The sequence below is a fragment of the Pseudomonas sp. GW821-FHT02C04 genome (assembly GCF_059421845.1).
On the sequence record NZ_JBWKVT010000003.1, the window covers coordinates 506,610 to 530,753 of the forward strand.

Annotated in this window: 27 protein-coding genes; 12 read left to right on the top strand and 15 right to left on the bottom strand. The window is 60.0% G+C overall.

The window, feature by feature from the left end; all coding sequences use genetic code 11:
- The first annotated feature begins 287 nt into the window (after nt 1–287).
- From mprF to AC07VV_RS14375, 3 genes are all read left to right on the top strand, one after another.
- Entirely contained in the window at nt 288–2,927 is a 2,640-nt protein-coding gene (gene mprF / locus AC07VV_RS14365) for a bifunctional lysylphosphatidylglycerol flippase/synthetase MprF (RefSeq protein WP_096819555.1), read from the top strand.
- Complete coding sequence (locus AC07VV_RS14370) at nt 2,927–4,219, top strand: virulence factor family protein (protein WP_495036582.1); 1,293 nt, start codon at nt 2,927–2,929, stop codon at nt 4,217–4,219. Before mprF ends, AC07VV_RS14370 begins: the two co-directional genes overlap by 1 nt.
- A 560-nt stretch (nt 4,220–4,779) precedes the next feature.
- The gene (locus AC07VV_RS14375) at nt 4,780–5,112 is read left to right on the top strand and encodes a DUF3077 domain-containing protein (protein WP_495036583.1); all 333 of its coding nucleotides are present in this window, start codon (nt 4,780–4,782) and stop codon (nt 5,110–5,112) included.
- 51 nt (nt 5,113–5,163) lie between these two features.
- On the opposite strand, the gene AC07VV_RS14380 is transcribed toward AC07VV_RS14375, so the two are convergent.
- The 3 genes from AC07VV_RS14380 to AC07VV_RS14390 form a co-directional block, all read right to left on the bottom strand.
- Nucleotides 5,164–5,451 carry a type II toxin-antitoxin system RelE family toxin gene (locus tag AC07VV_RS14380; protein WP_273539391.1) on the bottom strand — a complete coding sequence of 96 codons (288 nt, stop codon included), beginning with the start codon at nt 5,449–5,451 and terminating at the stop codon, nt 5,164–5,166.
- 11 nt (nt 5,452–5,462) lie between these two features.
- Nucleotides 5,463–5,753, bottom strand: a complete 291-nt coding sequence (locus AC07VV_RS14385) for a Phd-YefM (RefSeq protein WP_007954962.1) — start codon at nt 5,751–5,753, stop codon at nt 5,463–5,465.
- A 175-nt stretch (nt 5,754–5,928) separates the two neighbouring features.
- A complete protein-coding gene (locus AC07VV_RS14390) occupies nt 5,929–7,770 on the bottom strand; it encodes a potassium transporter Kup (RefSeq protein WP_495036743.1) in 1,842 nt (613 codons plus the stop codon).
- 350 nt (nt 7,771–8,120) lie between these two features.
- On the opposite strand from AC07VV_RS14390, the gene rimO reads away from it, so the two are divergent.
- The 6 genes from rimO (at nt 8,121) to tsaA (ending at nt 13,034) form a co-directional block, all read left to right on the top strand.
- A complete protein-coding gene (gene rimO, locus AC07VV_RS14395) occupies nt 8,121–9,458 on the top strand; it encodes a 30S ribosomal protein S12 methylthiotransferase RimO (protein WP_096819558.1) in 1,338 nt (445 codons plus the stop codon).
- A 112-nt stretch (nt 9,459–9,570) separates the two neighbouring features.
- Nucleotides 9,571–10,044 carry a GNAT family N-acetyltransferase gene (locus tag AC07VV_RS14400; RefSeq protein ID WP_096819559.1) on the top strand — a complete coding sequence of 158 codons (474 nt, stop codon included), beginning with the start codon at nt 9,571–9,573 and terminating at the stop codon, nt 10,042–10,044.
- 82 nt (nt 10,045–10,126) lie between these two features.
- The gene (locus AC07VV_RS14405; protein ID WP_495036584.1) at nt 10,127–10,837 is read left to right on the top strand and encodes an rRNA pseudouridine synthase; all 711 of its coding nucleotides are present in this window, start codon (nt 10,127–10,129) and stop codon (nt 10,835–10,837) included.
- A 73-nt stretch (nt 10,838–10,910) separates the two neighbouring features.
- Complete coding sequence (locus AC07VV_RS14410) at nt 10,911–11,378, top strand: YehS family protein (protein WP_096819561.1); 468 nt, start codon at nt 10,911–10,913, stop codon at nt 11,376–11,378.
- Between the two features lie 127 nt (nt 11,379–11,505).
- A complete protein-coding gene (locus AC07VV_RS14415; protein WP_495036585.1) occupies nt 11,506–12,276 on the top strand; it encodes an SDR family oxidoreductase in 771 nt (256 codons plus the stop codon).
- A gap of 59 nt (nt 12,277–12,335) precedes the next feature.
- Nucleotides 12,336–13,034 carry a tRNA (N6-threonylcarbamoyladenosine(37)-N6)-methyltransferase TrmO gene (gene tsaA / locus AC07VV_RS14420; RefSeq protein WP_176504827.1) on the top strand — a complete coding sequence of 233 codons (699 nt, stop codon included), beginning with the start codon at nt 12,336–12,338 and terminating at the stop codon, nt 13,032–13,034.
- Between the two features lie 68 nt (nt 13,035–13,102).
- Here the strand turns inward: tsaA and fpr are convergent, their stop codons facing one another.
- Complete coding sequence (gene fpr / locus AC07VV_RS14425; RefSeq protein WP_007908723.1) at nt 13,103–13,882, bottom strand: ferredoxin-NADP reductase; 780 nt, start codon at nt 13,880–13,882, stop codon at nt 13,103–13,105.
- A gap of 144 nt (nt 13,883–14,026) precedes the next feature.
- Here fpr and AC07VV_RS14430 point away from each other — a divergent pair, with 144 nt between their 5' ends.
- Nucleotides 14,027–14,953: a LysR family transcriptional regulator gene (locus tag AC07VV_RS14430; RefSeq protein ID WP_085729869.1), complete on the top strand. Its 927-nt coding sequence runs from the start codon at nt 14,027–14,029 to the stop codon at nt 14,951–14,953.
- On the opposite strand, the gene AC07VV_RS14435 is transcribed toward AC07VV_RS14430, so the two are convergent.
- The 3 genes from AC07VV_RS14435 to AC07VV_RS14445 form a co-directional block, all read right to left on the bottom strand.
- Nucleotides 14,950–15,312, bottom strand: coding sequence for a diacylglycerol kinase (locus AC07VV_RS14435; protein WP_003222276.1), 363 nt, complete (start codon nt 15,310–15,312; stop codon nt 14,950–14,952). The two genes, AC07VV_RS14430 and AC07VV_RS14435, sit on opposite strands and share 4 nt — an antisense overlap.
- Before the next feature lie 75 nt (nt 15,313–15,387).
- Complete coding sequence (gene erdR, locus AC07VV_RS14440) at nt 15,388–16,038, bottom strand: response regulator transcription factor ErdR (RefSeq protein ID WP_085647827.1); 651 nt, start codon at nt 16,036–16,038, stop codon at nt 15,388–15,390.
- Between the two features lie 229 nt (nt 16,039–16,267).
- Complete coding sequence (locus AC07VV_RS14445) at nt 16,268–17,011, bottom strand: tRNA-uridine aminocarboxypropyltransferase (RefSeq protein ID WP_495036586.1); 744 nt, start codon at nt 17,009–17,011, stop codon at nt 16,268–16,270.
- Between the two features lie 189 nt (nt 17,012–17,200).
- On the opposite strand from AC07VV_RS14445, the gene AC07VV_RS14450 reads away from it, so the two are divergent.
- Nucleotides 17,201–17,626 carry a PA3611 family quorum-sensing-regulated virulence factor gene (locus tag AC07VV_RS14450; protein WP_096819565.1) on the top strand — a complete coding sequence of 142 codons (426 nt, stop codon included), beginning with the start codon at nt 17,201–17,203 and terminating at the stop codon, nt 17,624–17,626.
- A gap of 17 nt (nt 17,627–17,643) precedes the next feature.
- On the opposite strand, the gene AC07VV_RS14455 is transcribed toward AC07VV_RS14450, so the two are convergent.
- On the bottom strand, nt 17,644–17,838 hold the full coding sequence (locus AC07VV_RS14455) for a hypothetical protein (protein ID WP_096819566.1): 195 nt from the start codon (nt 17,836–17,838) through the stop codon (nt 17,644–17,646).
- Nucleotides 17,839–18,191: 353 nt separating this feature from the next.
- On the opposite strand from AC07VV_RS14455, the gene AC07VV_RS14460 reads away from it, so the two are divergent.
- Complete coding sequence (locus AC07VV_RS14460) at nt 18,192–19,310, top strand: LOG family protein (RefSeq protein ID WP_495036587.1); 1,119 nt, start codon at nt 18,192–18,194, stop codon at nt 19,308–19,310.
- A gap of 72 nt (nt 19,311–19,382) precedes the next feature.
- On the opposite strand, the gene recX is transcribed toward AC07VV_RS14460, so the two are convergent.
- The 7 genes from recX to AC07VV_RS14495 all read right to left on the bottom strand — a co-directional run bounded on the left by recX (nt 19,383) and on the right by AC07VV_RS14495 (nt 24,114).
- Nucleotides 19,383–19,853, bottom strand: a complete 471-nt coding sequence (recX, locus tag AC07VV_RS14465; RefSeq protein WP_495036588.1) for a recombination regulator RecX — start codon at nt 19,851–19,853, stop codon at nt 19,383–19,385.
- A gap of 8 nt (nt 19,854–19,861) precedes the next feature.
- A complete protein-coding gene (recA, locus tag AC07VV_RS14470) occupies nt 19,862–20,920 on the bottom strand; it encodes a recombinase RecA (protein ID WP_003222269.1) in 1,059 nt (352 codons plus the stop codon).
- A gap of 83 nt (nt 20,921–21,003) precedes the next feature.
- Complete coding sequence (locus tag AC07VV_RS14475; RefSeq protein ID WP_495036589.1) at nt 21,004–21,504, bottom strand: CinA family protein; 501 nt, start codon at nt 21,502–21,504, stop codon at nt 21,004–21,006.
- 68 nt (nt 21,505–21,572) lie between these two features.
- Nucleotides 21,573–22,103, bottom strand: a complete 531-nt coding sequence (locus tag AC07VV_RS14480; protein WP_495036590.1) for a lysis system i-spanin subunit Rz — start codon at nt 22,101–22,103, stop codon at nt 21,573–21,575.
- Nucleotides 22,085–22,648, bottom strand: a complete 564-nt coding sequence (locus AC07VV_RS14485; RefSeq protein WP_102621389.1) for a glycoside hydrolase family 19 protein — start codon at nt 22,646–22,648, stop codon at nt 22,085–22,087. Before AC07VV_RS14485 ends, AC07VV_RS14480 begins: the two co-directional genes overlap by 19 nt.
- Before the next feature lie 33 nt (nt 22,649–22,681).
- Nucleotides 22,682–22,900 (bottom strand): hypothetical protein, encoded by a 219-nt coding sequence (locus tag AC07VV_RS14490; RefSeq protein ID WP_495036591.1) that lies wholly within the window; start codon nt 22,898–22,900, stop codon nt 22,682–22,684.
- An 11-nt stretch (nt 22,901–22,911) separates the two neighbouring features.
- Nucleotides 22,912–24,114, bottom strand: a complete 1,203-nt coding sequence (locus tag AC07VV_RS14495; protein WP_495036592.1) for a carbohydrate binding domain-containing protein — start codon at nt 24,112–24,114, stop codon at nt 22,912–22,914.
- Nucleotides 24,115–24,144 lie beyond the last annotated feature (30 nt).

Consider the following 24,144-nt stretch of genomic DNA (forward strand, 5'->3'; position numbering starts at 1 on the left):
CGCAACCAAACATCAAAAAAGGCTGCTCGAAAGAGTGGCCTTTTTTGTATCTGTGGAAAAAGTCCTTTCGCAACAATGATCTGTCACTGTGCAGTGAACCGCTCAGGATCTTCAGACCCGCCGAGTTGCGACTATGCTTGAGTCGCGGGCAAGACGTCTGTAATCCGAGACCTGCCCTCGCCGATACCCGACGAGAGGCGTAGTATTTTGTGATTATTTTTTTCTACAGGGATTGGTAACTTGGCTGGATACCCCCATCCTGTCGCGCACAATCCAAGAGGTGATTGATGCGCGCCAACTCGTCTGATCCACAAGACACCCTCACCGTGAATCCACCGATCAAGCCTGAGCGCATGCGCTTGCTGGATCGAATCAGCAAATACCGGCAACCGATTGGTCTGGCGGTCACTTTGCTGTTGTTCGCTATCGCGCTGATTGCCTGTCGCCATCTGCTCAGTGAACTCGACCTCTATGCCTTGCACGACTCGATTCTCGATGTACCGAAGCCCGCCCTGCTTGGCGCTTTCGGCGCGACCGTTGTCGGCTTCATCATTCTGCTGGGCTACGAATGGTCGGCCAGCCGCTATGCCGGCGTAACCATCCCGCCACGCACGCTCGCGCTCGGTGGCTTCACTGCTTTCGCGATCGGCAACGCCATCGGCCTGTCGATGCTGTCCGGCGGCTCGGTGCGCTACCGTTTATATGCACGACTTGGCCTGGGCGCTTCGGAAGTGGCGCACATGACCCTGTTCGCCAGCCTGTCGCTGGGCTGTGCCCTGCCGCCGCTGGCGGCGCTGGCGACCCTGAGCGACCTGCCGGCCGCCTCCCAGGCCCTGGGCCTGTCCGAGGGTCTGCTGGCCACGATTGCCTCTGCCGTGCTGTTGCTCGGCGCGATTCTGGCGATCGGCATCTATCGTCGACGCCTGCCGGAGCAGCCTTACCGTGACAACCTGCTGGTCAAGGTCGGTCGCCGCACCCTGCGCCTGCCGGGTCGACGCCTGACGTTCCTGCAACTGGTCATCACCGCTCTCGATGTGGCCGCCGCCGCCACCGTGCTTTATCTGCTGCTGCCGGAAGCGCCGCCATTCGGCGCGTTCCTGCTGGTGTATCTGCTGGCCCTGGCTGCAGGTGTCCTCAGTCACGTACCAGGCGGGGTCGGTGTCTTCGAAGCCATCCTGCTGGCCGCGTTCGCCGACAAGCTCGGCGCAGCGCCACTGGCCGCCGCCCTGCTGCTGTATCGCATGATCTACGTGGTGCTGCCATTGCTGGTGGCCTGCGTACTGCTGCTGATCAACGAAGGTCAGCGCCTGTTCCAGACCCAGACCATGCGCGCCGCTTCTGGTCTGGCCGCACCGATCCTCGCGGTACTGGTGTTTCTTTCCGGCGTGGTGCTGCTGTTTTCCGGCGCGACACCTGAAATCGATACCCGCCTGGAACACATCGCTTACCTGATCCCTCATCGCCTGGTCGATGCCTCGCACTTCGGCGCCAGCCTGATCGGCGTGCTGTGCCTGATGCTCGCCCAGGGCCTGCGTCGCCGACTGTCGGCGGCGTGGATGCTGACCACCATTCTGCTGCTGGTGGGCGCCCTGCTCTCGCTGCTCAAGGGATTCGACTGGGAAGAAGCCACGTTGATGACCCTCACCGCCGCGCTGCTGGGGGTGTTCCGTCGCTCGTTCTATCGCCCGAGCCGTCTGACCGAAGTACCATTCTCGCCGCTGTACCTGGTGGCGAGCCTGTGCGTGCTCGGTGCTTCGACCTGGCTGCTGTTGTTCGCCTATCAGGACGTACCGTACAGCCATCAATTGTGGTGGCAGTTCACCCTCGACGCCGACGCCCCGCGCGGGCTGCGTTCGTTGCTCGGCGCCGCGGTGCTGTTGCTGGTGATCGCCCTGACCTGGTTGCTGCGCACCGCACGTCCGGTGATTCATCTGCCGACGCCCGATGAACTGGAGCGCGCCACGAAGATCCTGATGGCCTCCTCGCAACCGGATGGCGGCCTGGCCCTGACCGGTGACAAGGCGATGCTGTTCCACCCCAACGACGAAGCCTTCCTGATGTACGCGCGTCGCGGCCGCAGCCTGGTGGCGTTGTACGACCCGATCGGGCCCGGCCAGCAACGGGCGGAAATGATCTGGCAGTTCCGTGACCTGTGCGACATCCACCACGCCCGTCCCGTGTTCTATCAGGTGCGCGCGGAGAACCTGCCGTACTACATGGACATCGGCCTGACCGCGATCAAGCTCGGCGAAGAAGCCCGGGTCGACCTGCATCGCTTTGACCTGGAAGCCAAAGGCAAAGAGATGAAGGACCTGCGCTACACCTGGAACCGCGGCACCCGCGACGGCCTGTCGCTGGAGATCTTTGAGCCGGGCCAGGCGCCGATGGATGAGCTCAAGGTGATTTCCGATGCCTGGCTGACCGGCAAGAACGTACGCGAGAAAGGCTTCTCCCTCGGCCGTTTCAGCGACGATTACCTGAAGCATTTCCGCATCGCGGTGATTCGCTTCGAAGGCCGCCCGGTGGCGTTCGCCAACCTGCTCGAGACTTACAGCCATGACCTGGCCAGTCTCGATCTGATGCGCTCGCACCCGGACGCCCCCAAGCTGACCATGGAGTTTCTGATGGTCGGCCTGATTCAACACTATAAGAGTCACGGATACGCGCGCTTCAGCCTGGGCATGGTGCCGTTGTCGGGGTTGCAACCCCGGCGTGGTGCACCGCTGACCCAGCGTCTGGGCTCGATGGTTTTCCGCCGTGGTGAGCAGCTGTACAACTTCCAAGGCTTGCGCCGCTTCAAAGACAAGTTCCAGCCTGACTGGGAACCCCGTTATATGGCGGTGCCCGCCGGACTCGATCCGCTGGTGGCACTGGCCGATACTGCTGCCCTGATCGCGGGCGGCTTGACTGGATTGGTGAAACGCTGATGATTCAACGCTCCCTGAAGTACATCCTGGCCGCACTGATCGTGCTGGCCGTGATTGCCGGCGGCGGTTACTGGTACCTCAAACGCCCGGCACCGGAACCGACCCTCGAACAGCTCACACCAGCTGACGGCACCGTCATGACCCGAGTCATCCCCGGCACCAAGCCCAAGGCTCAGGTGCTGGTGGCGGTCGAGGACGACAAGAAACTCACCGACAATCAGTTGACCACTCTGAGCCGCAGCGCCTCGGCGCAGATCGTTCAGGTGATTCTGCCCAAGGACTGCCTGCTGCAAAGCCGCGCACTGCAAAGCGGTCTGCGCGAACTGAACGGCCCGGCGACCCTGGTCAGCGGCATCGGCCCTGGCGCGGTGCTGGCCTGGCGCTGGTTGTCGGAACAGAAAGACGACAAGGCCCAGGCCGTGTCGGTCGACCTGGCGCTGGAAAAAGGCGGCTGCACCCACCTGCTGCCAAAATCCGCCGCCCACGGTCACTGGCTGGCGGCCTGGAACGACAACCCGGACGACACCAGCGCCGGTTTCGTGCGCGATCAACCGAACGCCGAAACCAGCATCAGCGACTACGACATCAACCTGCCGCAAGTGCTGAACAACGAACTGCGCAAGATCCTCGTCGGTGGCGACAAGGCCGCTGGCGGCCTGCAGATCCCGGTCGTGGAAGTCCCGGCCGGCCAGGCCAAGGACACCGTGACCCTGTTCCTGTCCGGTGACGGCGGCTGGCGAGATCTCGACCGCGACGTGGCCGGTGAAATGGCCAAGATCGGCTACCCGGTCGTCGGCATCGACACCCTGCGCTATTACTGGCAGCACAAGAGCCCGGAACAGAGCGCGCTGGACCTGACCGAACTGATGCAGCACTACCGTCAGAAATGGGGCACCAAGCGCTTCATCCTGACCGGTTACTCGTTCGGCGCCGACGTCCTCCCGGCGATCTACAACCGCCTGCCGGACACCGAACAGCAACGCATCGACGCGATCATCCTGCTGGCCTTCGCTCGCACCGGCAGCTTCGAAATCGAAGTCGAAGGCTGGCTCGGCAACGCCGGCAAAGAAGCCGCCACCGGCCCGGAAATGACCAAACTGCCACCGGCCAAGGTCGTGTGCATCTACGGCGAAGAAGAAACCGACGAAAGCGGCTGCACCGACAAGACTGCAGTGGGCGAAGCGGTGAAGCTGCCTGGCGGCCACCACTTCGACGAAAACTACCCGGCGCTGGCCAAGCGCCTGGTGGACTTGATCGAGAAGCGTCAGACCAAGGATCAGCCGGCAGAGTGATCTGAGGCGCTCCAACGAAAAGCCCCCGCGACTTTGCAGTTTCGGGGGCTTTTTCATTCATTGCTTGACTCTTAGTGAAACTGAAAACGCCAGGTGTCCACATTCCATATAACGTGGACACCTGCTTCATTGGCCTTTTCGAGTCGTCATCTCCATATTCATCTGACGCACCAACAACACGCAAAACCGCCAGCAACGTTTAGTTTCGTTTACGTCTGGTGCCGCATTATCAGATGACGTCCGCGCACCTTGTAGGCAAACTCCTAATCTCGCGTTTGGGCACTTTGCCGCCCTATTGCACTGTTTTTTGACGGGATACTCTCCAGAGGTCGCTGACCCTTTTAGCGATCGGGTGTGGTAACCCGGATAAACCAGCGCAACAGCGCCCCACTCACAATCACAGGCACTTTCATGTCTGTGATTTCGATTTATGGCAGCTGTGCGTGGGACGCCTCCGGGCGTGCCGGTTTCCTTGGTTCCCGGTTTACCACCCTGCGTACAGCTGCCTCCCTTTCGTGTGGTAACGGAAGTTGCAGCTCCTCGAACCAAGGAGTAACACCATGACCGAAACGAAATCGTCTACACCCACAGACCTTACAACCATCGGCTTCACCTCCTTTCTCTACGGCTCTGGCTCCGATCAAGCGTTTTTCAACGTCCGCTCTGGCGTCCCCATCGTCGAAGCCCTGTCACAGGCTTCAGATCTGTTGTTCCTCGCCAAATCCTTCGCCGAGGATGCCGCCTACGACAAAGAAAACGACCGCCACGCCTGGGCTGCGCATTACCTGACAATCATGGGCAAGGCCTTGATGGATGATGTGACGAAATCCCTGATGCCACGAGCAGCGCGGACAAAAACCGAGTCTGAAGAAGATTTGCCAGAAAGCATCTAAAGGCACAGAAACAAAAAAGCCCCTGCCAGCCGTAAGGCTGACGGGGGCTATTTAGAGGCGCCGCTCCGCAGCGTCATACACTTCTTCGTCGCGTCGCGCACCGACAGCAACGATCAACACCTGGATGGCCCGGCCATCGACTCGATAAACGATTCGCGTGTCGCCCGTTCGAATTCGTCTGCAACCCGCGAGACTGGCTCTCAGTGGCTTGCCACTTTTATCGGGCTCGCCATTGATGATCCGTTCCTCAATGACATCAAGTATCCGGTTGGCTGCCGTAGATCCAAGCTGATCCAGATCTCCTTGGACCTCCGGATGATAAATCACTCCCCAAACCATCCAGCACTCCTTTAATCCTTCCGCGCATACCTTGCCCGCATATCTTCATGGCTGACTGCCTTGGTCTGATCAAAGTTGCTCAAACGCTCCCGGGCTGCCGCTTCGATGCGAAGGTTCTCAAGCTCATCCAGCATTTCCTGATAGGCCTGCACGTTGATGATGACCGCTGCCGGTTGATTGTCCTTGAAGATAACCAGACGCTCAGTGGCACGACTGGAAATCTCCTTGAGCTTCGCGCTGAAGCTCCTGACCATGGCAGTCACGGAAATAGCCTGGTCAGCACGCTCTAATAATGCCGTCATAATCACCTCTCACTCACATGCTGATGCGTACATTAATGCACATAGTATTGTGCTGAATTAAACATAGTGCAACTTGCTGTTTCTACTATCCGACCAAGCACTGATAAACCGGACACGCACAAAAAAGCCCCCGCCAGCCACAAGGCCGACGGGGGCTTTTCAATTAAGGCGGAGCCTACATCTCCACCTGCGTCCCCAACTCAATCACCCGGTTCAATGGCAGATTGAAGAACCGCAGGTTCCCGTTGGCGTTCTTCAACATGAACGCAAACAGCGCTTCACGCCAACGGGCCATGCCTTCGAGTTTCGAGGCGATGACCGTTTCGCGGCTGAGGAAGTAGGTGGTGCGCATCGGGCTGAAGTCCAGGTCTTCCAGATGACACAGTTTCAGCGCCTGCGGCACGTCCGGCTCGTCGGTGAAGCCGAAGTGCAGGATCACTCGGAAGAAGCCTTCGCCGTGGGCCTCGACTTCGAAGCGCCGAGATGGCGGTACACGCGGGATGTCTTCGTAGACCACGGTCAGCAACACAACCTGCTCGTGCAAGACCTGATTGTGCAGCAGGTTGTGCAACAGCGCGTGCGGCACGGCGTCGGAGCGGGCAGTCAGGAACACGGCGGTGCCTTGCACACGGTGCGGTGGCTGGACGCGGATGCTGCTGATGAAGATCGGCAGCGGCAATGCGCCTTCGTCCAGGCGCTCGACCAGCAGTTGCTTGCCGCGCTTCCAGGTGGTCATCAGCACGAACAGCGCGATACCGGCGATCACCGGGAACGCACCGCCCTGTACGATCTTCGGCACGTTGGCGGCGAAGTACAGACCGTCCACCAGCAGGAAGCCGATCAGCACCGGCACGGCCAGCACCGGCGGCCATTTCCACAGCAGCAGCATGACCGCCGACACCAGAATCGTGGTCATCAGCATGGTCCCGGTCACCGCCACACCGTAGGCCGAGGCCAGGGCGCCGGAGGACTCGAAGCCGATCACCAGCAAGACCACGCCGACCATCAGCGACCAGTTCACGGCACCGATGTAGATCTGGCCCTGCTCATCGCTGGAGGTGTGCTGGATGTACATGCGTGGAATGTAACCGAGCTGAATCGCCTGACGGGTCAGGGAGAACGCGCCGGAGATCACTGCTTGCGAGGCGATCACCGTGGCCAGGGTCGACAGGCCTACCAGCGGAATCAGCGCCCAGCTCGGCGCCAGCAGATAGAACGGGTTGCGCGCCGCTTCCGGGTTGTCCAGCAGCAAGGCACCCTGACCGAAGTAGTTGAGCACCAGCGCCGGCAGCACCAGCAGGAACCACGCCCGGGCAATCGGCTTGCGGCCGAAGTGGCCCATGTCGGCGTACAGCGCTTCGGCACCGGTCAGCGCCAGCACCACGGCGCCGAGGATCGCCACGCCCATGCCGGCATGTACCATGAAGAAACGCACGGCCCAGATCGGATTCAGTGCCTTCAGCACTTCCGGGGAGTGGCTGATGCCGTACACGCCGAGGGCGCCAAGCACCAGGAACCAGGTGACCATGATCGGCCCGAAGAGAATGCCGATCCGCGCCGTACCGTGACGCTGGATCAGGAACAGACCCACCAGCACCACCAGCGACAACGGCACGACCCAATGGTCGATCCCGTCAAACGCCAGGCCCAGGCCTTCGATGGCCGAGAGTACGGAGATCGCCGGGGTGATCATGCTGTCGCCGTAGAACAGCGCCGCGCCGATCAAGCCGCAGACCACCAGCAGCGAACGCAACTTCCTGCGCTCCCCCGCTGCCCGCCGCGCCAGTGCGGTCAGCGCCATGATCCCGCCTTCACCCTGGTTGTCAGCGCGCAGGACGAACATCATGTACTTGATCGATACGACCCAGATCAGCGACCAGAAGATCAGCGACAGAATGCCCAGCACCCCGTCGTGGTTGACGGGTACGCCGTAACCGCCGGAAAACACTTCTTTGAGGGTGTACAACGGGCTCGTGCCGATGTCGCCGTAAACTACCCCGACTGCCGCGACCAGCATGCTCAGCGGTTTTGCAGCCGAATGCTCGGCGCCCGCCGCCTGACTACTTGCCTGACCCATCCAACACTCCTGATTTCCAGACCGGCTTCTTTGAACGAAGCACTATGCTTTTTGATGCAGCATGCGCTGTTTTACCTGTTGTTACAGTCGTTTTGTTGACTGTAAAAAATTGGTAAAGCGTCTTGGCGCGAAGCATAGCGCAGCACTCGTCGCATTTCCCTGCATAAAGCTGGTCAAGTGCGTTGCTCGCCGCTAGAATTGCGCACTTTTTGATCAGAGGCGCAGTTCAAGCGCCCGTCCGTCGGCTTCCGCCATCAGGCAAGCGGCGTCACAAAACACCGAGGTTAGACATGTCCACCACTCCTGCGCCGGCCAATCCAAAGGTTGGCTTCGTATCTCTGGGTTGCCCGAAAGCACTGGTCGACTCCGAGCGCATCCTGACCCAGCTGCGCATGGAAGGCTATGACGTGGTGTCCACCTATCAGGACGCCGACGTGGTCGTGGTAAACACCTGTGGCTTCATCGACTCGGCCAAGGCCGAATCGCTGGAAGTCATCGGCGAAGCGATCAAGGAAAACGGCAAGGTCATCGTGACCGGCTGCATGGGCGTGGAAGAAGGCAACATCCGTGACGTGCACCCGAGCGTGCTGGCCGTCACCGGTCCGCAGCAGTACGAGCAAGTGGTCAACGCCGTGCACGAAGTCGTGCCGCCACGTCAGGATCACAACCCGCTGATCGACCTGGTGCCGCCGCAAGGCATCAAGCTGACCCCGCGTCACTACGCGTACCTGAAGATTTCCGAAGGCTGCAACCACAGCTGCAGCTTCTGCATCATTCCGTCGATGCGCGGCAAACTGGTCAGCCGTCCAGTCGGCGACGTGCTCGACGAAGCCCAGCGCCTGGTCAAATCCGGCGTCAAAGAGCTGCTGGTGATCTCCCAGGACACCAGCGCCTACGGCGTTGACGTCAAGTACCGCACCGGTTTCTGGAACGGCGCGCCGGTGAAAACCCGCATGACCGAACTGTGCGAAGCGCTCAGCACCCTGGGCGTCTGGGTCCGTCTGCACTACGTTTACCCGTACCCGCACGTCGACGAACTGATCCCGCTGATGGCCGCCGGCAAGATCCTGCCGTACCTGGACATCCCGTTCCAGCACGCCAGCCCGAAAGTCCTGAAGTCGATGAAACGCCCGGCGTTCGAAGACAAGACCCTGGCACGGATCAAGAACTGGCGCGAAATCTGCCCGGACCTGATCATCCGTTCGACCTTCATCGTCGGCTTCCCCGGCGAAACCGAAGAAGACTTCCAGTACCTGCTGGACTGGCTGACCGAAGCCCAGCTCGACCGCGTCGGCTGCTTCCAGTACTCGCCGGTCGAAGGCGCACCGGCCAATGACCTGAACCTCGACATCGTCCCGGACGACGTCAAGCAGGATCGCTGGGAACGCTTCATGGCGCACCAGCAGGAAATCAGCTCGGCCCGCCTGCAAATGCGCATCGGCCGTGAAATCGAAGTGCTGGTGGACGAAGTCGACGAGCAAGGCGCGGTCGGCCGCTGCTTCTTCGATGCCCCGGAAATCGACGGCAACGTGTTCATCGATAACGGCAGCAACCTCAAGCCGGGCGACAAGGTCTGGTGCAAGGTGACCGACGCCGACGAATACGACCTTTGGGCCGAACAGATCTAAACGCAAAAAATACGAAAAGCCCCGCTCTCTTTTACGAGATGCGGGGCTTTTTTACGGCTATCGTTTGTGGGGGGAAGGACTCCCCTCATTCATGACAAAGAGGCTAACGGGCATGCGTCACCATTCGGTCATCCACACGCCGAAACTCAGCGACTATCAGGAACTGACCCGGGTCTGGGAGGCCTCGGTCCGCGCGACCCATGATTTTCTGCCGGACAGCTACATCGAGCTGCTGCGCAATCTGGTGCTCACCCGTTATCTCGATGCGGTGATGCTGATCTGCACCAAGGACAGTCACCAGCGCATCACCGGGTTCGCCGGGGTGGCGGCAGGCAAGATCGAAATGCTGTTCATCGACCCCGAACATCGTGGCCAGGGTCTGGGCAAGAAGCTGCTCAATTATGCGATGCAGCACCTGAACGCCGATGAACTGGACGTCAACGAACAGAACCCGCAGGCCCTGGGTTTTTACTTCAAACAAGGGTTCGAGGTGATCGGCCGGTCGGAAGTCGACGGCATGGGCCAGCCTTATCCGTTGCTGCACATGCGTCTGAAACAGCCGGAACAGCGCGCCGTACGCGGCTAAAAGCCACAGCGTACAAATGCAATCGCGATTAACCGGCGCCAGGCAGGTACAATGCCCACCCCTTTTTTGTTACGGCCCTGTCATGACTGACCCGATTCGCCTCTCCAAACGCCTCATTGAACTGGTCGGTTGCTCCCGCCGGGAGGCCGAGCTGTTCATCGAGGGCGGCTGGGTCACCGTGGACGGCGAAGTCATCGACGAGCCGCAGTTCAAGGTCGGCGACCAGAAAGTCGAGCTCGACAAGGACGCCAAGGCCACCGCGCCAGAGCCGGTGACCATCCTGCTCAACGTACCGGCGGGCATGGACACCGACACCGCCATGCAGTCGCTGAACGCCGAGACCCTCAGCGAAGAGCACCGCTACGGCAAGCGTCCGCTGCGCGGGCATTTCCTGCGCCTGACCGCCAGTGCCGACCTGCAACCCAAAGCCAGCGGGCTGCTGGTGTTCACCCAGGACTGGAAGGTGCTGCGCAAGCTCACCGCCGACGCGGCCAAGATCGAGCAGGAATACGTGGTCGAAGTCGAAGGCGACATGGTCGCCCATGGCCTCAACCGTCTGCAGCACGGCCTCACCCACAAGGGCAAGGAACTGCCGCCGGTCAAGGCCAGCTGGCAGAACGAAAACCGTCTGCGCTTCGCCATGAAGAACCCGCAGCCGGGCATCATTGCCCAATTCTGCGAAGCGGTCGGGCTGAAGGTCGTCGGCATCCGCCGCATCCGCATCGGCGGCGTATCGATCGGCAAGGTGCCGACCGGCCAATGGCGCTACCTGTCCGGCAAAGAGAAGTTCTAAGGCCTCTGTTGCCGCCACACATTCCGGCATCGCGCCTGCGCGGTGCCCACAGCGAAAGATCAGGATTGCAAACATGGTTCATAACGACGTATTGCGCAGCGTGCGCTACATGCTCGACATCAGCGACAAGAAAGTCGTCGAGATCATCAAACTCGGCGGCCTGGACGTGACCCTCGCCGACGTGGTGACCTGGCTCGACAAGAAAGAAGAAGACGAAGAAGGTTTCGTGCGCTGCCCGGACGAAGTCATCGCGCACTTCCTCGATGGCCTGGTGGTGTTCAAGCGCGGCAAGGACGAAAGCCGTCCGCCGCAGCCAATCGAAGTGCCGGTGACCAACAACATCATCCTGAAAAAGCTGCGCGTGGCCTTCGAACTGAAAGAAGACGACATGCACGCGATCCTCAAGGCCGCCGAGTTCCCGGTGTCCAAGCCTGAACTGAGTGCGCTGTTCCGCAAGGTCGGCCACACCAACTACCGTCCGTGCGGCGACCAGTTGCTGCGCAATTTCCTCAAGGGTCTGACGCTGCGCGTTCGCGGCTGATCCCTTTCAGAACGGCGACTTCGGTCGCCGTTTTCATGCATGCCCCTCCATTCCCTGCAAAAATAGTGGCTCCGCTTTTCGCGGCCGGCGACTAGGGTGTACTGAACCCTAGCCCTCAGGATTCGCCATGCACCCGTATTTTTCCCTGCAAGGCCGCACCGCCCTGGTGACCGGCGGCACCCGTGGTATCGGCAAAATGATCGCCAAGGCGTTTGTCGAGGCCGGCGCCCGTGTGTATGTCTGCTCCCGAGACGCTGAAGCCTGTCACCAGACCGCTGAAGAACTCGGTGCATTGGGCACCTGCAAAGGCGTGGCAGCGAACCTGGCGACTGAAGAAGGCGTAAAAGAACTGGCGGCTCGACTGGGCGAGCAGATCACTCATCTAGACATTCTGGTGAACAACGCCGGCACCACCTGGGGCGCGCCGCTGGAGAGCTACCCGGTCAAAGGCTGGGAAAAGGTCATGCAGCTCAACGTGACCTCGGTGTTCAGTTGCATCCAGCAATTCCTGCCGCTGCTGCGCAAGGCTGGCTCGGCGGCGAATCCCGCGCGAATCATCAATATCGGTTCGGTGGCGGGGATCTCTTCCTTCGGCGAACAAGCCTACGCCTATGGGCCGAGCAAAGCGGCGCTGCATCAATTGTCTCGAATTCTTGCCCGAGAACTGGTGAGCCAGCACATCAACGTCAACGTCATCGCACCGGGGCGCTTCCCGAGCAAGATGACCCAGCATATCGGCAGTGACCTGCAGGCGCTGGCCGAAGACACCGCGTTGATCCCGATGAAACGCTGGGGCCGCGAGGAAGAAATGGCGGCGCTGGCGATCAGCCTGGCGAGTACCGCCGGGGCGTACATGACCGGAAATATCATTCCGCTGGATGGCGGGTTCAGTCTGTAGACCGGCGACGAGCCCGGACGGGTTATCATGCCCGCCCTGCTCCGTTTCGAATGCAAACCATGACTTACAGCGTCTCCCCCATCGGCTTCGTCCGCTCCTGCTTCAAGGAGAAGTTCGCCATCCCGCGCCAGCCGCAACTGGCCCCCGCTGCCCGTGGCGTGCTGGAACTGGTGGCGCCGTTCGATCAGGGCGATGCGGTGCAGGGGCTGGAGCAGGTCAGTCATGTCTGGCTGCTGTTTCTATTCCATCAAGCGCTGGAAGAGAAGCCGCGACTGAAAGTCCGCCCTCCCCGTCTCGGCGGCAACAAGTCCATGGGCGTGTTCGCCACTCGCGCCACTCATCGGCCGAACGGCATTGGTCAGTCGGTGGTGAAACTGGACAAGGTCGAGGCCGATCGCTTGTTCATCTCCGGCATTGATCTGCTGGACGGCACGCCGATTCTCGACATCAAACCCTACGTGCCTTACGCCGACATCATCGCTGACGCCTCCAACAGCATCGCCAGTGCCGCGCCGCAACTGATCGACGTGCAGTGGACGGACGCGGCGCTGCAACAGGCGCACACGCACGCTCAGCGCCTTGCCGAGCCTTTGGTCGAGCTGATCGAGCAATGCCTGGCCCAGGACCCGCGTCCGGCGTACCAGACGCCCGCTCCCGAACGTGAATACGGCGCGCAGTTCTGGGATCTGGACGTGCGCTGGCACTATCCGACGCCGGAGCAGATCCGCGTCCTGGAAGTCATCCCCGCCAACGACTGAATCCCGGAAACGAAAAAGCCCGCGTTGCCTTCTCAGGCAACGCGGGCTTTTCTTTGGCATCGTCGGGATTACTTCTCGACGAACGCACGCTCGATCAGGTAATCACCCGGTTCGCGCATCCGCGCCGAGATCTTCAGGCCGAAGCTGTCGAGCACTTCGCTGGTCTCGTCGAGCATGCTCGGGCTGCCGCAGATCATCGCGCGGTCGTCCTGCGGGTTGATCGGTGGCAGGCCGATGTCGCTGAACAGCTTGCCGCTGCGCATCAGGTCGGTCAGACGGCCCTGATTCTCGAACGGTTCGCGGGTCACGGTCGGGTAGTAGATCAGCTTGTCACGCAGCGCCTCGCCGAAGAACTCGTTCTGCGGCAGGTGCTCGGTGATGAATTCGCGGTAGGCGACTTCGTTGACGTAACGAACACCGTGAACCAGGATCACTTTCTCGAAGCGCTCGTAGGTTTCAGGGTCCTGGATCACGCTCATGAACGGCGCCAGACCAGTGCCGGTGCTCAGCAGGTACAAATGCTTGCCCGGGTTCAGGTCGTCCAGCACCAGGGTGCCGGTAGGCTTCTTCGAGATGATGATCTCGTCGCCTTCCTTCAGGTGCTGCAGCTGGGAGGTCAGCGGACCGTCCTGCACCTTGATGCTGAAGAACTCGAGATGCTCTTCCCAGTTCGGGCTGGCAATCGAGTAAGCACGCATAAGCGGGCGGCCGTTGGGCTGTTGCAGGCCGATCATCACGAACTGACCGTTCTCGAAGCGCAGGCCCGGATCGCGGGTGCACTTGAAGCTGAACAGAGTGTCGTTCCAGTGATGAACACTGAGGACACGCTCGTGGTTCATGTTGCTCATGTACGTGGGACTCCTGGAGATTGATCTGCGCTTGCCCGGCTGGTCTTGAAGAATGCCGACGGTGCGCAATTGCATCGCATTCTAATAGCGCCGACAATATCTGTTAACTGGATTATTAAGATAAGGGTTATCGGTTATATCGATATGCGATTTACTCTTCGTCAACTGCAAGTCTTCGTCGCTGTCGCCCAGCAGGAAAGCGTGTCCCGTGCTGCGGGTCTGCTCAACCTGTCGCAATCGGCCGCCAGCACTTCCATCACCGAACTGGAGCGCCAGTCCAGCTGCCAGCTGTTCGACCGCGCCGGCAAACGCCTGAGCCTCAACGCCCTCGGCAAACAATTGCTGCCGCAAGCGGTGGCCCTGCTCGATCAGGCCAAGGAAATCGAAGACCTGCTGAACGGCAAATCCGGTTTCGGCTCGTTGTCGGTGGGCGCGACCCTGACCATCGGCAATTACCTGGCGACGCTGCTGATCGGCGGTTTCATGCAGCGTCACCCGGAAAGCCAAGTGAAGTTGCACGTGCAGAACACTGCCAATATCGTGCAACAAGTGGCGCATTACGAAATTGATCTGGGTCTAATCGAAGGCGATTGCAGCCACCCGGACATCGAAGTGCAGAGCTGGGTCGAGGACGAACTGGTGGTGTTCTGCGCCCCGCAGCATCCACTGGCCAAACGCGGCAGCGCGACCATGGAAGAGTTGACGCACGAAGCGTGGATTCTTCGCGAACAAGGCTCCGGCACCCGCCTGACCTTCGATCAGGCCATGCGTCACCATCGCAGTGCGCTGAACATTCGTCTGGAGCTGGAACACACGGAAGCGATCAAGCGCGCTGTGGAATCAGGTTTGGGGATTGGCTGTATTTCGCGCCTGGCGTTGCGTGACGCCTTCCGGCGCGGCAGCCTGGTGCCGGTGGAGACGCCGGATCTGGATCTGGCGCGGCAGTTCTACTTCATCTGGCACAAACAGAAGTACCAGACCTCCGCCATGCGCGAGTTTCTCGATCTGTGCCGCGCCTTCACCGCCGGGGTCCAGCGCAGCGACGAAATCGTCTTGCCGACGATCGCTTAAAGCAGAATCACCGCCCACACCAGGGCAATCATGCTCAGTGCCACGAATTGCGCGGCGCTGCCCATGTCCTTGGCATTCTTGGACAGTGGGTGCAGTTCCAGGGAAATGCGGTCGATGGCCGCCTCCACCGCAGAATTCAACAGCTCGACGATCAGCGCCAGCAGGCACACGGCGATCAGCAACGCCTGCTCGACACGACTGACGTTCAGGAAGAACGTCAGTGGAATCAGCACCACGTTAAGCAGCACCAGCTGACGGAACGCCGCTTCGCCGGTGAAAGCTGCGCGCAAACCGTCCAGCGAGTAACCGGAAGCGTTGAGGATGCGTTTCAGGCCCGTCTGGCCCTTGAAAGGTGACATAAAGTAGATAACCGACCAAAAAGAAGTGGGGAAGCTAGATCAACGAAAGTCAAAAAAGCGTGAAGACGCCAGCTATTACTGGCTCGGAATTGACTCAAGTTGTTGCAAGAGTAAAGCCGCCTGAGTCCGGGTCCGCACGTTCAGCTTGCGAAAGATCGCTGTGACGTGGGCCTTGATGGTCGCTTCCGACACGCTCAACTCATAGGCGATCTGCTTGTTGAGCAGGCCTTCGCAGACCATGGTCAGCACCCGGAACTGCTGCGGCGTCAGGCTCGCCAGGCCATCGCTGGCAGCTTTGGCTTCATCCGAAACGCTGACCGCTTCGAACGCCTGCGGCGGCCAGAACACGTCACCGTCCAGTACTTTGCGCACGGCTTCCTGAATCACGCTCAAGTCGCTCGACTTGGGAATGAAACCGCTGGCACCGAACTCCCGCGACTTGACCATCACCGAAGCTTCTTCCTGCGCCGAAACCATCACCACCGGAATCTGCGGGTACTGCCCGCGCAGCATTACCAGTCCGGAAAATCCGAAAGCGCCCGGCATGTTCAGGTCCAGAAGCACCAGATCCCAGTCGGCCTTTTCGGTCAGGCGGGCTTCCAGTTCGGCAATGCTCGCCACTTCCACCATTCGCACATCCGGGCCAAGGCCCATCGTCACCGCTTGATGCAGTGCGCTACGAAAAAGAGGGTGATCATCGGCAATCAGGATGTCGTATGTGGCCATTTTTCAAATGATCCTGTTTTTGATGGCAGACCCGATGCATTCGAGTCTCACCAAGGCAACTCAAGATGCCGACGCTTTTGCAGCGGCATCCACAGGGGCACGTTCAACGCCAATCACGGACAAAAACGGCGTTTCAAACCTTGGCCGCACCCCAATCGGCGCCAAGCATGCCCAGCGAAGCCGGGGTGGTCAAGCAACACGGCCACTGCTTTAGCAGTATGGGCCAGTCTCAGACCGGCACGGGCTCAGCGTTTTGAATGAACGGCAGCAACTCGGCATGGGCCGGTGTCGACACATTCATATCAAGCTGTTGTTTGGCGCCCAGGTAATGCTGGCTGAACACATCGAAATAGGCGTCCAGCGCCGAGGCGGCATCCGTGTCGCCCGCCAGTTCCAGGCACAGCGCCGCCACTTCGGCGGTGCACAAGTGCTCGCTGCGGGTCGAACGGCGCAGGCGATAGCGCGACAGTTTGTCGGGCAACAGGCTGAGGATTGGCAAGCGGTCGAAGTACGGGCTCTTGCGGAAAATCTTGCGGGCCTCGGTCCAGGTCGCGTCCAGCAGAATGAACAGCGGACGCTTGCTGCTATCGAGATCCACGGTGTTGGTGACCCGCGAAGGTTCGACGTACTCGCCGGGGAACACCAGATACGGCTGCCATTGCGGGTCGTTCAGCAGCGCCAGCAATTGCTCGTCCGGTTCGGTCCGCGACCAGATGAAGGCGTGATTGTCCCGCACGATGTCGGCAATCAACCAGCCGGTATTGCTCGGCTTGAACACCTCCTTGCCGGTCATGATCAGGCAGACACCGGAACGGGTGTCGACAGTCGGGCGCCAGGCGCACAGGCAATGGCTGATGATTACCCGACAGTCACGGCAGCGCTCGGAGCGAAAGCCACGGGCCTGAATCGGCTTGATGCCCTCATCCTCGCGCTGATCGCGCAGGCGGGCCACGGCGTTGGGGGCATGGTTCATTGCGGGCGACGCCGACTGACAGGAAAACTCGACACGAACAACTCTCGGCAAGGCAATAAAGGCCGGCAGTTTATCAGAGCGACGGGCACAAGCCTGTACCCTCCCGACCGGCTCCCCTATAATTCGCCGCCACTGAACGCACAGCCACGGGGCTGGTCGAACCACCAGTCACTGAATCAGGAGAGTTTCATGCTGCGCCTTATCGTTCCTACCGCGGCCATTGCACTGGCGTTGTCCTTCAGCGCACAGGCTGCGTCCCTGAAAGAGCAGAACCTGAACAAGGAACTGCAAAATGTCGCTGCTCAAAGCAGTGCCGGTACGCCACGAGCGATCAACGAAGACATTCTCGATCAGGGCTACACCGTCGAAGGCACCACGCTGATCAACCACCTGAGCGTGCAGGCAAGCCATGCCGACAAGATGCGTGCCGATCCCAAGGCCGTGTATTTCCAGCTGGGCGCCTCGGTCTGCAACAACCCGTCGTACCGCAAGCTGATGGCCAAGGGTGCCGTGATGCGTTACGACTTCAGCGAAGTGAAGACCAACAAGGCCATCGGCTCCGCCAGCTATCAGGAATCGGATTGCCCGAAAGCCGCACCGGCGAAGAAAAAGTAACTATCCGGAAAAAGTAACTATCTGGAATTGGCGCGCCGCTGTTCATCCTCGGCGCGCAGTTCGGCCAACAAGGCCTGCAGATAACGCGAACGGCGATCCCCTCCCGACAAGCGCCGGCAGCACTCCTCTTCGAGACTCACATGATTGGTCTCGGCCGATGCTTTCAGCATTCGATACAGCTGCGTATCGATCTCCAGAATGACTCTGGTCATGTGTCCCGCCTCCTTGCCACCCGCAAATCCTTGAAGAGCGTGCACCTTGCGTACGGTCGTTGACGCAAAGTTGTCGTACGGCGCCTTTAACTTAGTAAATCAGAGCATTCAGCCCTCGACGTGGCATCAGACGAGCGGTGAAAACACTTCGCAAAGCGACAATAAGCAGTTGCCAGGGAAGACTTTGCGGCGCAATGCTCAATGAGCGAGAAATGCTTTGAGGGTCTAGATTCAAAGTATTCCCGATCATTTTATTAACGGCAGGAAAGGAGCTGCCGGCTGTTTGTTTTCTTGCAGCGCGGCACTGACGCCGCACGTCAGGGCCGAAGGCTCTGTGCAGAAGGAGAAGTTGCATGCCTTACCAACCGAATGACCTGCTCAGCCGTCATTTTCAGGAAAGCGGCCACGACCTCACCGGCAAGGTCGAAGAACAACTCAACCTGGTTTCCCCCAACAGTCCGAACATCCCCATCTACCGCGACATGATCCTGACCGTGCTGCGCATGGCACAGGAAGATCACAACCGCTGGAACGCCAAGATCACCCTGCAAGCCCTGCGTGAACTGGAGCAGGCGTTTCGAACGCTTGAACAGTTCAAGGGCCGGCGCAAGGTCACGGTGTTCGGTTCGGCGCGCACGCCGGTCGAGCATCCACTTTATGCCATGGCCCGCGAACTGGGCGCAGCCCTGGCCCGGTCAGACATGATGGTCATCACCGGTGCCGGTGGTGGAATCATGGCCGCTGCGCATGAAGGGGCCGGTCGCGATCACAGCCTGGGATTCAACATCACCCTGCCCTTCGAACAGCACGCCAACCCAACTGTGGACGGTACCGGGAACCTGTTGCCCTTCCACTTTTTCTTCACTCGCAAACTGTTCTTCGTCAAGGAAGCCGATGCACTGGTGCTGTGCCCCGGCGGATTCGGCACGCTGGACGAAGCACTGGAAGTACTGACCCTGATTCAGACCGGCAAGAGTCCGCTGGTGCCGGTGGTACTGCTGGACGCGCCGGGTGGCACGTTCTGGCAAGGCGCACTGGATTTCATCCGTCATCAACTGGAGGAAAACCGCTACATCCTGCCAACCGACCTGAAACTGATGCGGCTGGTCTACAGCGTTGAAGAGGCGGTGCAGCAGATCAACCAGTTCTACAGCAACTTCCACTCCAGCCGCTGGCTCAAGCGTCAGTTCGTGATTCGGATGAACCACAGGCTCAGCGATCAGGCACTCGATCACATGCAGGAAGCCTTCGCCGATTTGTGCCTGAGCGACCAGTTCCATCAACACGCCTACAGCGGCGAGGAACATGACGAGGCCCGGTTCAGCCATCTGGCACGACTGGCCTTCGCCTTCAACGCTCGGGATCACGGGCGCCTGCGCGAGCTGGTGGACTTCATCAACCTGCCGGAAAACTGGGCCCAGTCCAGACCACAAACGGCGCAGCACAACCGCGAACCGTCGAAGGCAATCTGAAGGCAAAAAAAAGCGGCCCGCTATCGAAATAGCGGGCCGCTTTTTTATTTTTTGATTGAGGCTGGAGCCGATTTAATCGTCCATCCCTCTGCCGCTGAACAAGCGGTTGATCATCTCCATCGAGAACCCCCGATACGCCAGAAACCGGCCTTGTCTGGCTCGCTCCTTGGCGTCGATGGGAAGCTGTCCGGAGAACTTCCGTTGCCACGTGTCCGTTAGCTGTTCCTGCCAGCTGATACCGCTCTCGCGCAAGGCAAGTTCGATATCGGCACGCTGCAAGCCCCTCTGGCTGAGTTCCTCACGAATCCGTAGCGGGCCATAACCTGAACGGGCGCGGTAAGAAACAAAGCTTTCCAGATAACGGGCTTCGGAAAGCAGACCTTCTTCCGTCAATCGGTCGAGGGCTGTTTCGATCATCTCGGGTGGGGCGCCGCGCTGACGCAGTTTACGCGTCAGCTCGACTCGACCGTGCTCGCGGCGTGCGAGCAGGTCCATTGCGGTTCGCCGCACCGCGACGAGGGTATCGAGTACGGCGGTTGTCATCGGTGCAATCAGATGTCAGCGTCAGCCAGGTCATCTTCGGTCTCTTTGACCGCAGATGCCTTGGAGTCAGCGATCACGGCTGGCGACAGCAACTTGTCACGCAGTTGCTTCTCGAGCTTGGCCGCGACTTCCGGGTTGTCTGCCAGGAACTTGGCCGAGTTGGCCTTGCCCTGACCGATCTTGGTGCCTTCGTAGGCATACCAGGCGCCGGACTTCTCGACGAAGCCGTGCAGCACGCCCAGGTCGATCATCTCGCCGTTCAGGTAGATGCCCTTGCCGTAAAGAATCTGGAACTCGGCCTGACGGAACGGCGAAGCCACCTTGTTCTTCACAACCTTGACGCGGGTCTCGCTGCCGACCACTTCGTCGCCTTCCTTCACCGCGCCGGTACGGCGGATGTCGAGACGAACCGACGCGTAGAACTTCAGCGCGTTACCACCGGTGGTGGTTTCCGGGCTGCCGAACATCACGCCGATCTTCATGCGGATCTGGTTGATGAAGATCACCAGGCAGTTGGCGTTCTTGATGTTACCGGTGATTTTACGCAGTGCCTGGGACATCAGACGGGCTTGCAGGCCCACGTGCATGTCACCCATTTCGCCTTCGATTTCAGCCTTCGGTACCAGTGCAGCCACGGAGTCGACGATGATCACGTCAACGGCGTTGGAGCGCACCAGCATGTCGGTGATTTCCAGGGCCTGTTCGCCGGTGTCCGGCTGGGAAACCAGCAGGTCGTCGACGTTGACGCCCAGTTTGCCGGCGTACTCAGGGTCGAGGGCGTGTTCGGCGTCGACGAAGGCGCAGGTCGCGCCGGCCTTTTGGGCCTGGGCGATCACGGACAGCGTCAGTGTGGTTTTACCGGAAGATTCAGGACCGTAGATTTCAACAATACGACCTTTTGGCAGGCCGCCGATGCCGAGCGCGATGTCCAGACCCAGAGAGCCGGTGGAAATGGCCGGGATCGCCTGACGATCCTGATCGCCCATACGCATTACGGCACCCTTGCCGAATTGACGTTCGATCTGACCCAGGGCCGCAGCCAAGGCTTTCTTCTTGTTGTCGTCCATTAAAGTCCTCACGTAATCAATAAGGCCTGACGGCCAACACCTGTATAAGTAGCCAGTATTATTCCACAGCGTTCGCGGATCGCCTACCCCTGATTTTCGATTTCTCGTGCCGCTAGTCGCAGGAGCCCCTCTAGCGCGGCCTTCACCGTTTGTCGGCGGACTTCATCGCGATTGCCGGGGAAGTGCTGCACCTCGCTGGAAACCGCATCGCCCACACCCCAGGCCAGCCACACCGTGCCCACCGGTTTGCTCGGCGAACCGCCGTCCGGCCCGGCGATACCGCTGACCGCCACGGCAAACCGCGCACGGCTGTGTTTCTGCGCGCCGCGCACCATCGCCTCGACCACCTCGCGACTGACGGCGCCCACCGTCCCGAACAGTTCGGCGGGCACGTTCAGTTGCTGGGTTTTCTGTCGGTTGGAGTAGGTCACATAACCGGCCTCGAACCATGCCGAACTCCCCGGAATCCGGGTAATCGCTTCAGCGATGCCGCCGCCGGTGCAGGACTCGGCCGTGGTGACGTGGGCATTGAGCAACTGCAGGCGTCGGCCAAGTTCGGCCGCCAGTTGGGTGAGGTCTTTCACGGCACTCTCCGGATCAGGTGGAATGTCTACCACCGTACACGAGCCGGTTGCGCTTTCAATACACAGACTCATTCAAAATGTGCAGGCGCCAGCGCCCTGATATAGGCCTGACAGGCTTGCAGGGCAATCAGTCCGCGGTCGCCTTCACCGGTGATGGCGACAATTCGTTGAGCATGCGCCGGGTCAAGTCGGGCGCGTACGGTTGCATGATCCACGCCGCCGGTGCCGGAGGCGGCTGGCACACCGCAGCCTTGGGCAGCGTCGCCTGCGTCGATGAGGACTGACAGGCGCAGATCAGCAGTGGCAAGGCGATCGCGCAGGCGATCCTGATCACGTTGGGCATCGCTGAGTGCTCGATAGTGGGTTTGTTCACTGGCCGCGAGCCGTTGCTCCAGGGCCAGACGCTTGTCCTGTTCGGCCTGTTGCACAGTGGCGGCCACCAGGGTCATTTGGTTGAGGGTTTCGGCGTGCAGCCGCGCCTGTTCAGCCAGTTGGCGGCCGTAACGCCAGTCCTGGAACTGCCAGGCCAGCGCTGCCGCCCCCGCTGCCAGCAGTACCAGGCCGATCAGCCGCCCGATACTCAGACTGAAGGCAGGCATAACACCGCCCTCGCCCGCCCCCAAAGCTCCAGCCGATCCTGCAAACCGTTCAACCCGCCGTTGATACGCCGGGTGATGCTGTTGAACTCATCACGGTCGGCCAGTGCGTTCAGACCGTTCTGCTCCCAGAACCACGCCGCGGACTCGGCCGCCCATTGCGGTTGTTCCAGCAACTCCGGCAAGGCCAGCAGTCGCTCATCGCCGAACAGCCCGAGGCTGCACTGGCGATAGTTGGTGCGGCCGGTGATCTGGATCAGCCCGCGGCCGCGATACTTCTGCCCGTCGCCATCGGCTTCCGGTGTATTGCCCAGACGCAAGGCCAGCGTACCGGTGTCGTACTTGCTCAGGTATTGGTTGTTGCCCAGTTCACGCACGTACTGCAATTGGCCGGACTCATGCCCGACCTGGGCGAGAAACGCGGCAATGCGCTTGGGCGCGTCGATGCGATGGCGAGCCATGGCGTCGTTGAGCGGTGAAACAAAAACGCCCGCTTGGGAGCGGGCGTTGGGCATGATGGTTTTAAGGTTGTCTTCTGTAATTTGCATAATGCGTAATCCTCCCTGGATGCTCCGATTGAATCATGGTTGGGAGCTGATGCCTGCCAGCCATTTTTTTGCCAGAGTTTTCAGGGTGCTGTCCGGTGCCAACTCTTCGAGTGTTTCATTCAAGGGTAAAACCTGGCCGCCTGCTGACAGCCATTCTTGATACTCAAGCCAATCACGATTGGTCGGATCCTGCGGGATAAACGCTGAATCCTCCGTGCGCAATACGCCGTAAGCATTCAGTTGATAGGTCATTGGATTCACTCCTAGATTTCAGCGTCCGCTGTCCATTCAATCTGCAACCCGTTACCCGGCTGACTGGTAACCGGTGTCACAGTGCCGATCGCGAAACTGCGCTGTGTCACGCTTTGCACAGTTGTTCCGGTGCATGCCACTCCCATCGAGTAGTTCCAGACCTGATTACTTTCATTTCCGGGGCAATACAGGACGACTGTAGGCTGTACTCTCTTCTGCACCTGCATGTCCACGGTCATACCGTATTGACCGTTATTTCCAGCCGCTGACTGGGTAAACGAGACAATGCAGGTAGCAGGGCCATTGTTCGCACGAATCGTCAGACGGTTAGCAAAAGACTTCTCGAAATAACGCTGACAAAGCATGAATTCTTCAGCCGCGGGACGGTATTCGAATGGCGTCGAGATCGGCCCCTCCTCCAACTGGATCCGTGCAAGATCGACCGTTTGCAAAACGTTAAGCGGAAGGTCGAAAGCCAGTCTCAGGCAATCATTGGCTCCAAGCATTTTTCCCGATATGGCCGGGACCTGGAACGTTGCGCTGTACCTGGCCCAGGCCGTGCTCAATTGAAAGACATCAACCACTTTCACGACAGCTTCCGAACCACCGCTTCCGAAGTACTGGCCTATTGTTACTTTCAACGGCCGGGCAGCATCGGAACGCGCCCAAAAGGTCACGGTGGCCGTTTTCCCGGCCAGGGTCCTGACCGACTCAACGCTCTGGGAAATCTTGTGCTCAGTCGCGCCAACGCCCGCCGAGGTTTGCTGCCAGCGTAAAAAACAAGCGGGCTCGCCCGCCACTTCCAGCTGGCCTGGCGCGAAATCCTGACGAGTGATGGTCACGGCAGCATTGCCATTCCAGTCACAGCGGAAACGGTCGGCGACATAACCGCCGATGTTTGGCCCGAGGTTGGTTGTGCCGCGTTGCCATATATCAAACCCGGCATTGATCAACACATTCTTGCGGTACACCTGAGCCGGGAATTGCTGCAACGGATCAGGCTTCGACAATTGACGAATCGCCTGCGCCAGCTGACTGGTTTGTTGCTCGTCAGGTTTAAGGCCGGCAGCAGTAATCGCACCGAGAATTTCCTGGGTGACACTGTTGCCCCAACTCGCAGGGATCAGCGATCCCGGTGTGCCGGCGATCACGTCTTCATCGACGAACTTTCCGTCGACCAGGCCTGACCCCGGGACACTTTTTGGGTAGTCCATATTTATTTTTCCTTGATGGTCCGGTCTTGC

Bases quoted from the DNA above. Each gene is read 5' to 3' on its own strand.
- mprF (WP_096819555.1), top strand. From the start codon at position 288: ATGCGCGCCAACTCGTCTGATCCACAAGACACCCTCACCGTGAATCCA.
- AC07VV_RS14370 (WP_495036582.1), top strand. From the start codon at position 2,927: ATGATTCAACGCTCCCTGAAGTACATCCTGGCCGCACTGATCGTGCTG.
- AC07VV_RS14375 (WP_495036583.1), top strand. From the start codon at position 4,780: ATGACCGAAACGAAATCGTCTACACCCACAGACCTTACAACCATCGGC.
- AC07VV_RS14380 (WP_273539391.1), bottom strand. From the start codon at position 5,451: ATGGTTTGGGGAGTGATTTATCATCCGGAGGTCCAAGGAGATCTGGAT.
- AC07VV_RS14385 (WP_007954962.1), bottom strand. From the start codon at position 5,753: ATGACGGCATTATTAGAGCGTGCTGACCAGGCTATTTCCGTGACTGCC.
- AC07VV_RS14390 (WP_495036743.1), bottom strand. From the start codon at position 7,770: ATGCTGGTCGCGGCAGTCGGGGTAGTTTACGGCGACATCGGCACGAGC.
- rimO (WP_096819558.1), top strand. From the start codon at position 8,121: ATGTCCACCACTCCTGCGCCGGCCAATCCAAAGGTTGGCTTCGTATCT.
- AC07VV_RS14400 (WP_096819559.1), top strand. From the start codon at position 9,571: ATGCGTCACCATTCGGTCATCCACACGCCGAAACTCAGCGACTATCAG.
- AC07VV_RS14405 (WP_495036584.1), top strand. From the start codon at position 10,127: ATGACTGACCCGATTCGCCTCTCCAAACGCCTCATTGAACTGGTCGGT.
- AC07VV_RS14410 (WP_096819561.1), top strand. From the start codon at position 10,911: ATGGTTCATAACGACGTATTGCGCAGCGTGCGCTACATGCTCGACATC.
- AC07VV_RS14415 (WP_495036585.1), top strand. From the start codon at position 11,506: ATGCACCCGTATTTTTCCCTGCAAGGCCGCACCGCCCTGGTGACCGGC.
- tsaA (WP_176504827.1), top strand. From the start codon at position 12,336: ATGACTTACAGCGTCTCCCCCATCGGCTTCGTCCGCTCCTGCTTCAAG.
- fpr (WP_007908723.1), bottom strand. From the start codon at position 13,882: ATGAGCAACATGAACCACGAGCGTGTCCTCAGTGTTCATCACTGGAAC.
- AC07VV_RS14430 (WP_085729869.1), top strand. From the start codon at position 14,027: ATGCGATTTACTCTTCGTCAACTGCAAGTCTTCGTCGCTGTCGCCCAG.
- AC07VV_RS14435 (WP_003222276.1), bottom strand. From the start codon at position 15,312: ATGTCACCTTTCAAGGGCCAGACGGGCCTGAAACGCATCCTCAACGCT.
- erdR (WP_085647827.1), bottom strand. From the start codon at position 16,038: ATGGCCACATACGACATCCTGATTGCCGATGATCACCCTCTTTTTCGT.
- AC07VV_RS14445 (WP_495036586.1), bottom strand. From the start codon at position 17,011: ATGAACCATGCCCCCAACGCCGTGGCCCGCCTGCGCGATCAGCGCGAG.
- AC07VV_RS14450 (WP_096819565.1), top strand. From the start codon at position 17,201: ATGCTGCGCCTTATCGTTCCTACCGCGGCCATTGCACTGGCGTTGTCC.
- AC07VV_RS14455 (WP_096819566.1), bottom strand. From the start codon at position 17,838: ATGACCAGAGTCATTCTGGAGATCGATACGCAGCTGTATCGAATGCTG.
- AC07VV_RS14460 (WP_495036587.1), top strand. From the start codon at position 18,192: ATGCCTTACCAACCGAATGACCTGCTCAGCCGTCATTTTCAGGAAAGC.
- recX (WP_495036588.1), bottom strand. From the start codon at position 19,853: ATGACAACCGCCGTACTCGATACCCTCGTCGCGGTGCGGCGAACCGCA.
- recA (WP_003222269.1), bottom strand. From the start codon at position 20,920: ATGGACGACAACAAGAAGAAAGCCTTGGCTGCGGCCCTGGGTCAGATC.
- AC07VV_RS14480 (WP_495036590.1), bottom strand. From the start codon at position 22,103: ATGCCTGCCTTCAGTCTGAGTATCGGGCGGCTGATCGGCCTGGTACTG.
- AC07VV_RS14485 (WP_102621389.1), bottom strand. From the start codon at position 22,648: ATGCAAATTACAGAAGACAACCTTAAAACCATCATGCCCAACGCCCGC.
- AC07VV_RS14490 (WP_495036591.1), bottom strand. From the start codon at position 22,900: ATGACCTATCAACTGAATGCTTACGGCGTATTGCGCACGGAGGATTCA.
- AC07VV_RS14495 (WP_495036592.1), bottom strand. From the start codon at position 24,114: ATGGACTACCCAAAAAGTGTCCCGGGGTCAGGCCTGGTCGACGGAAAG.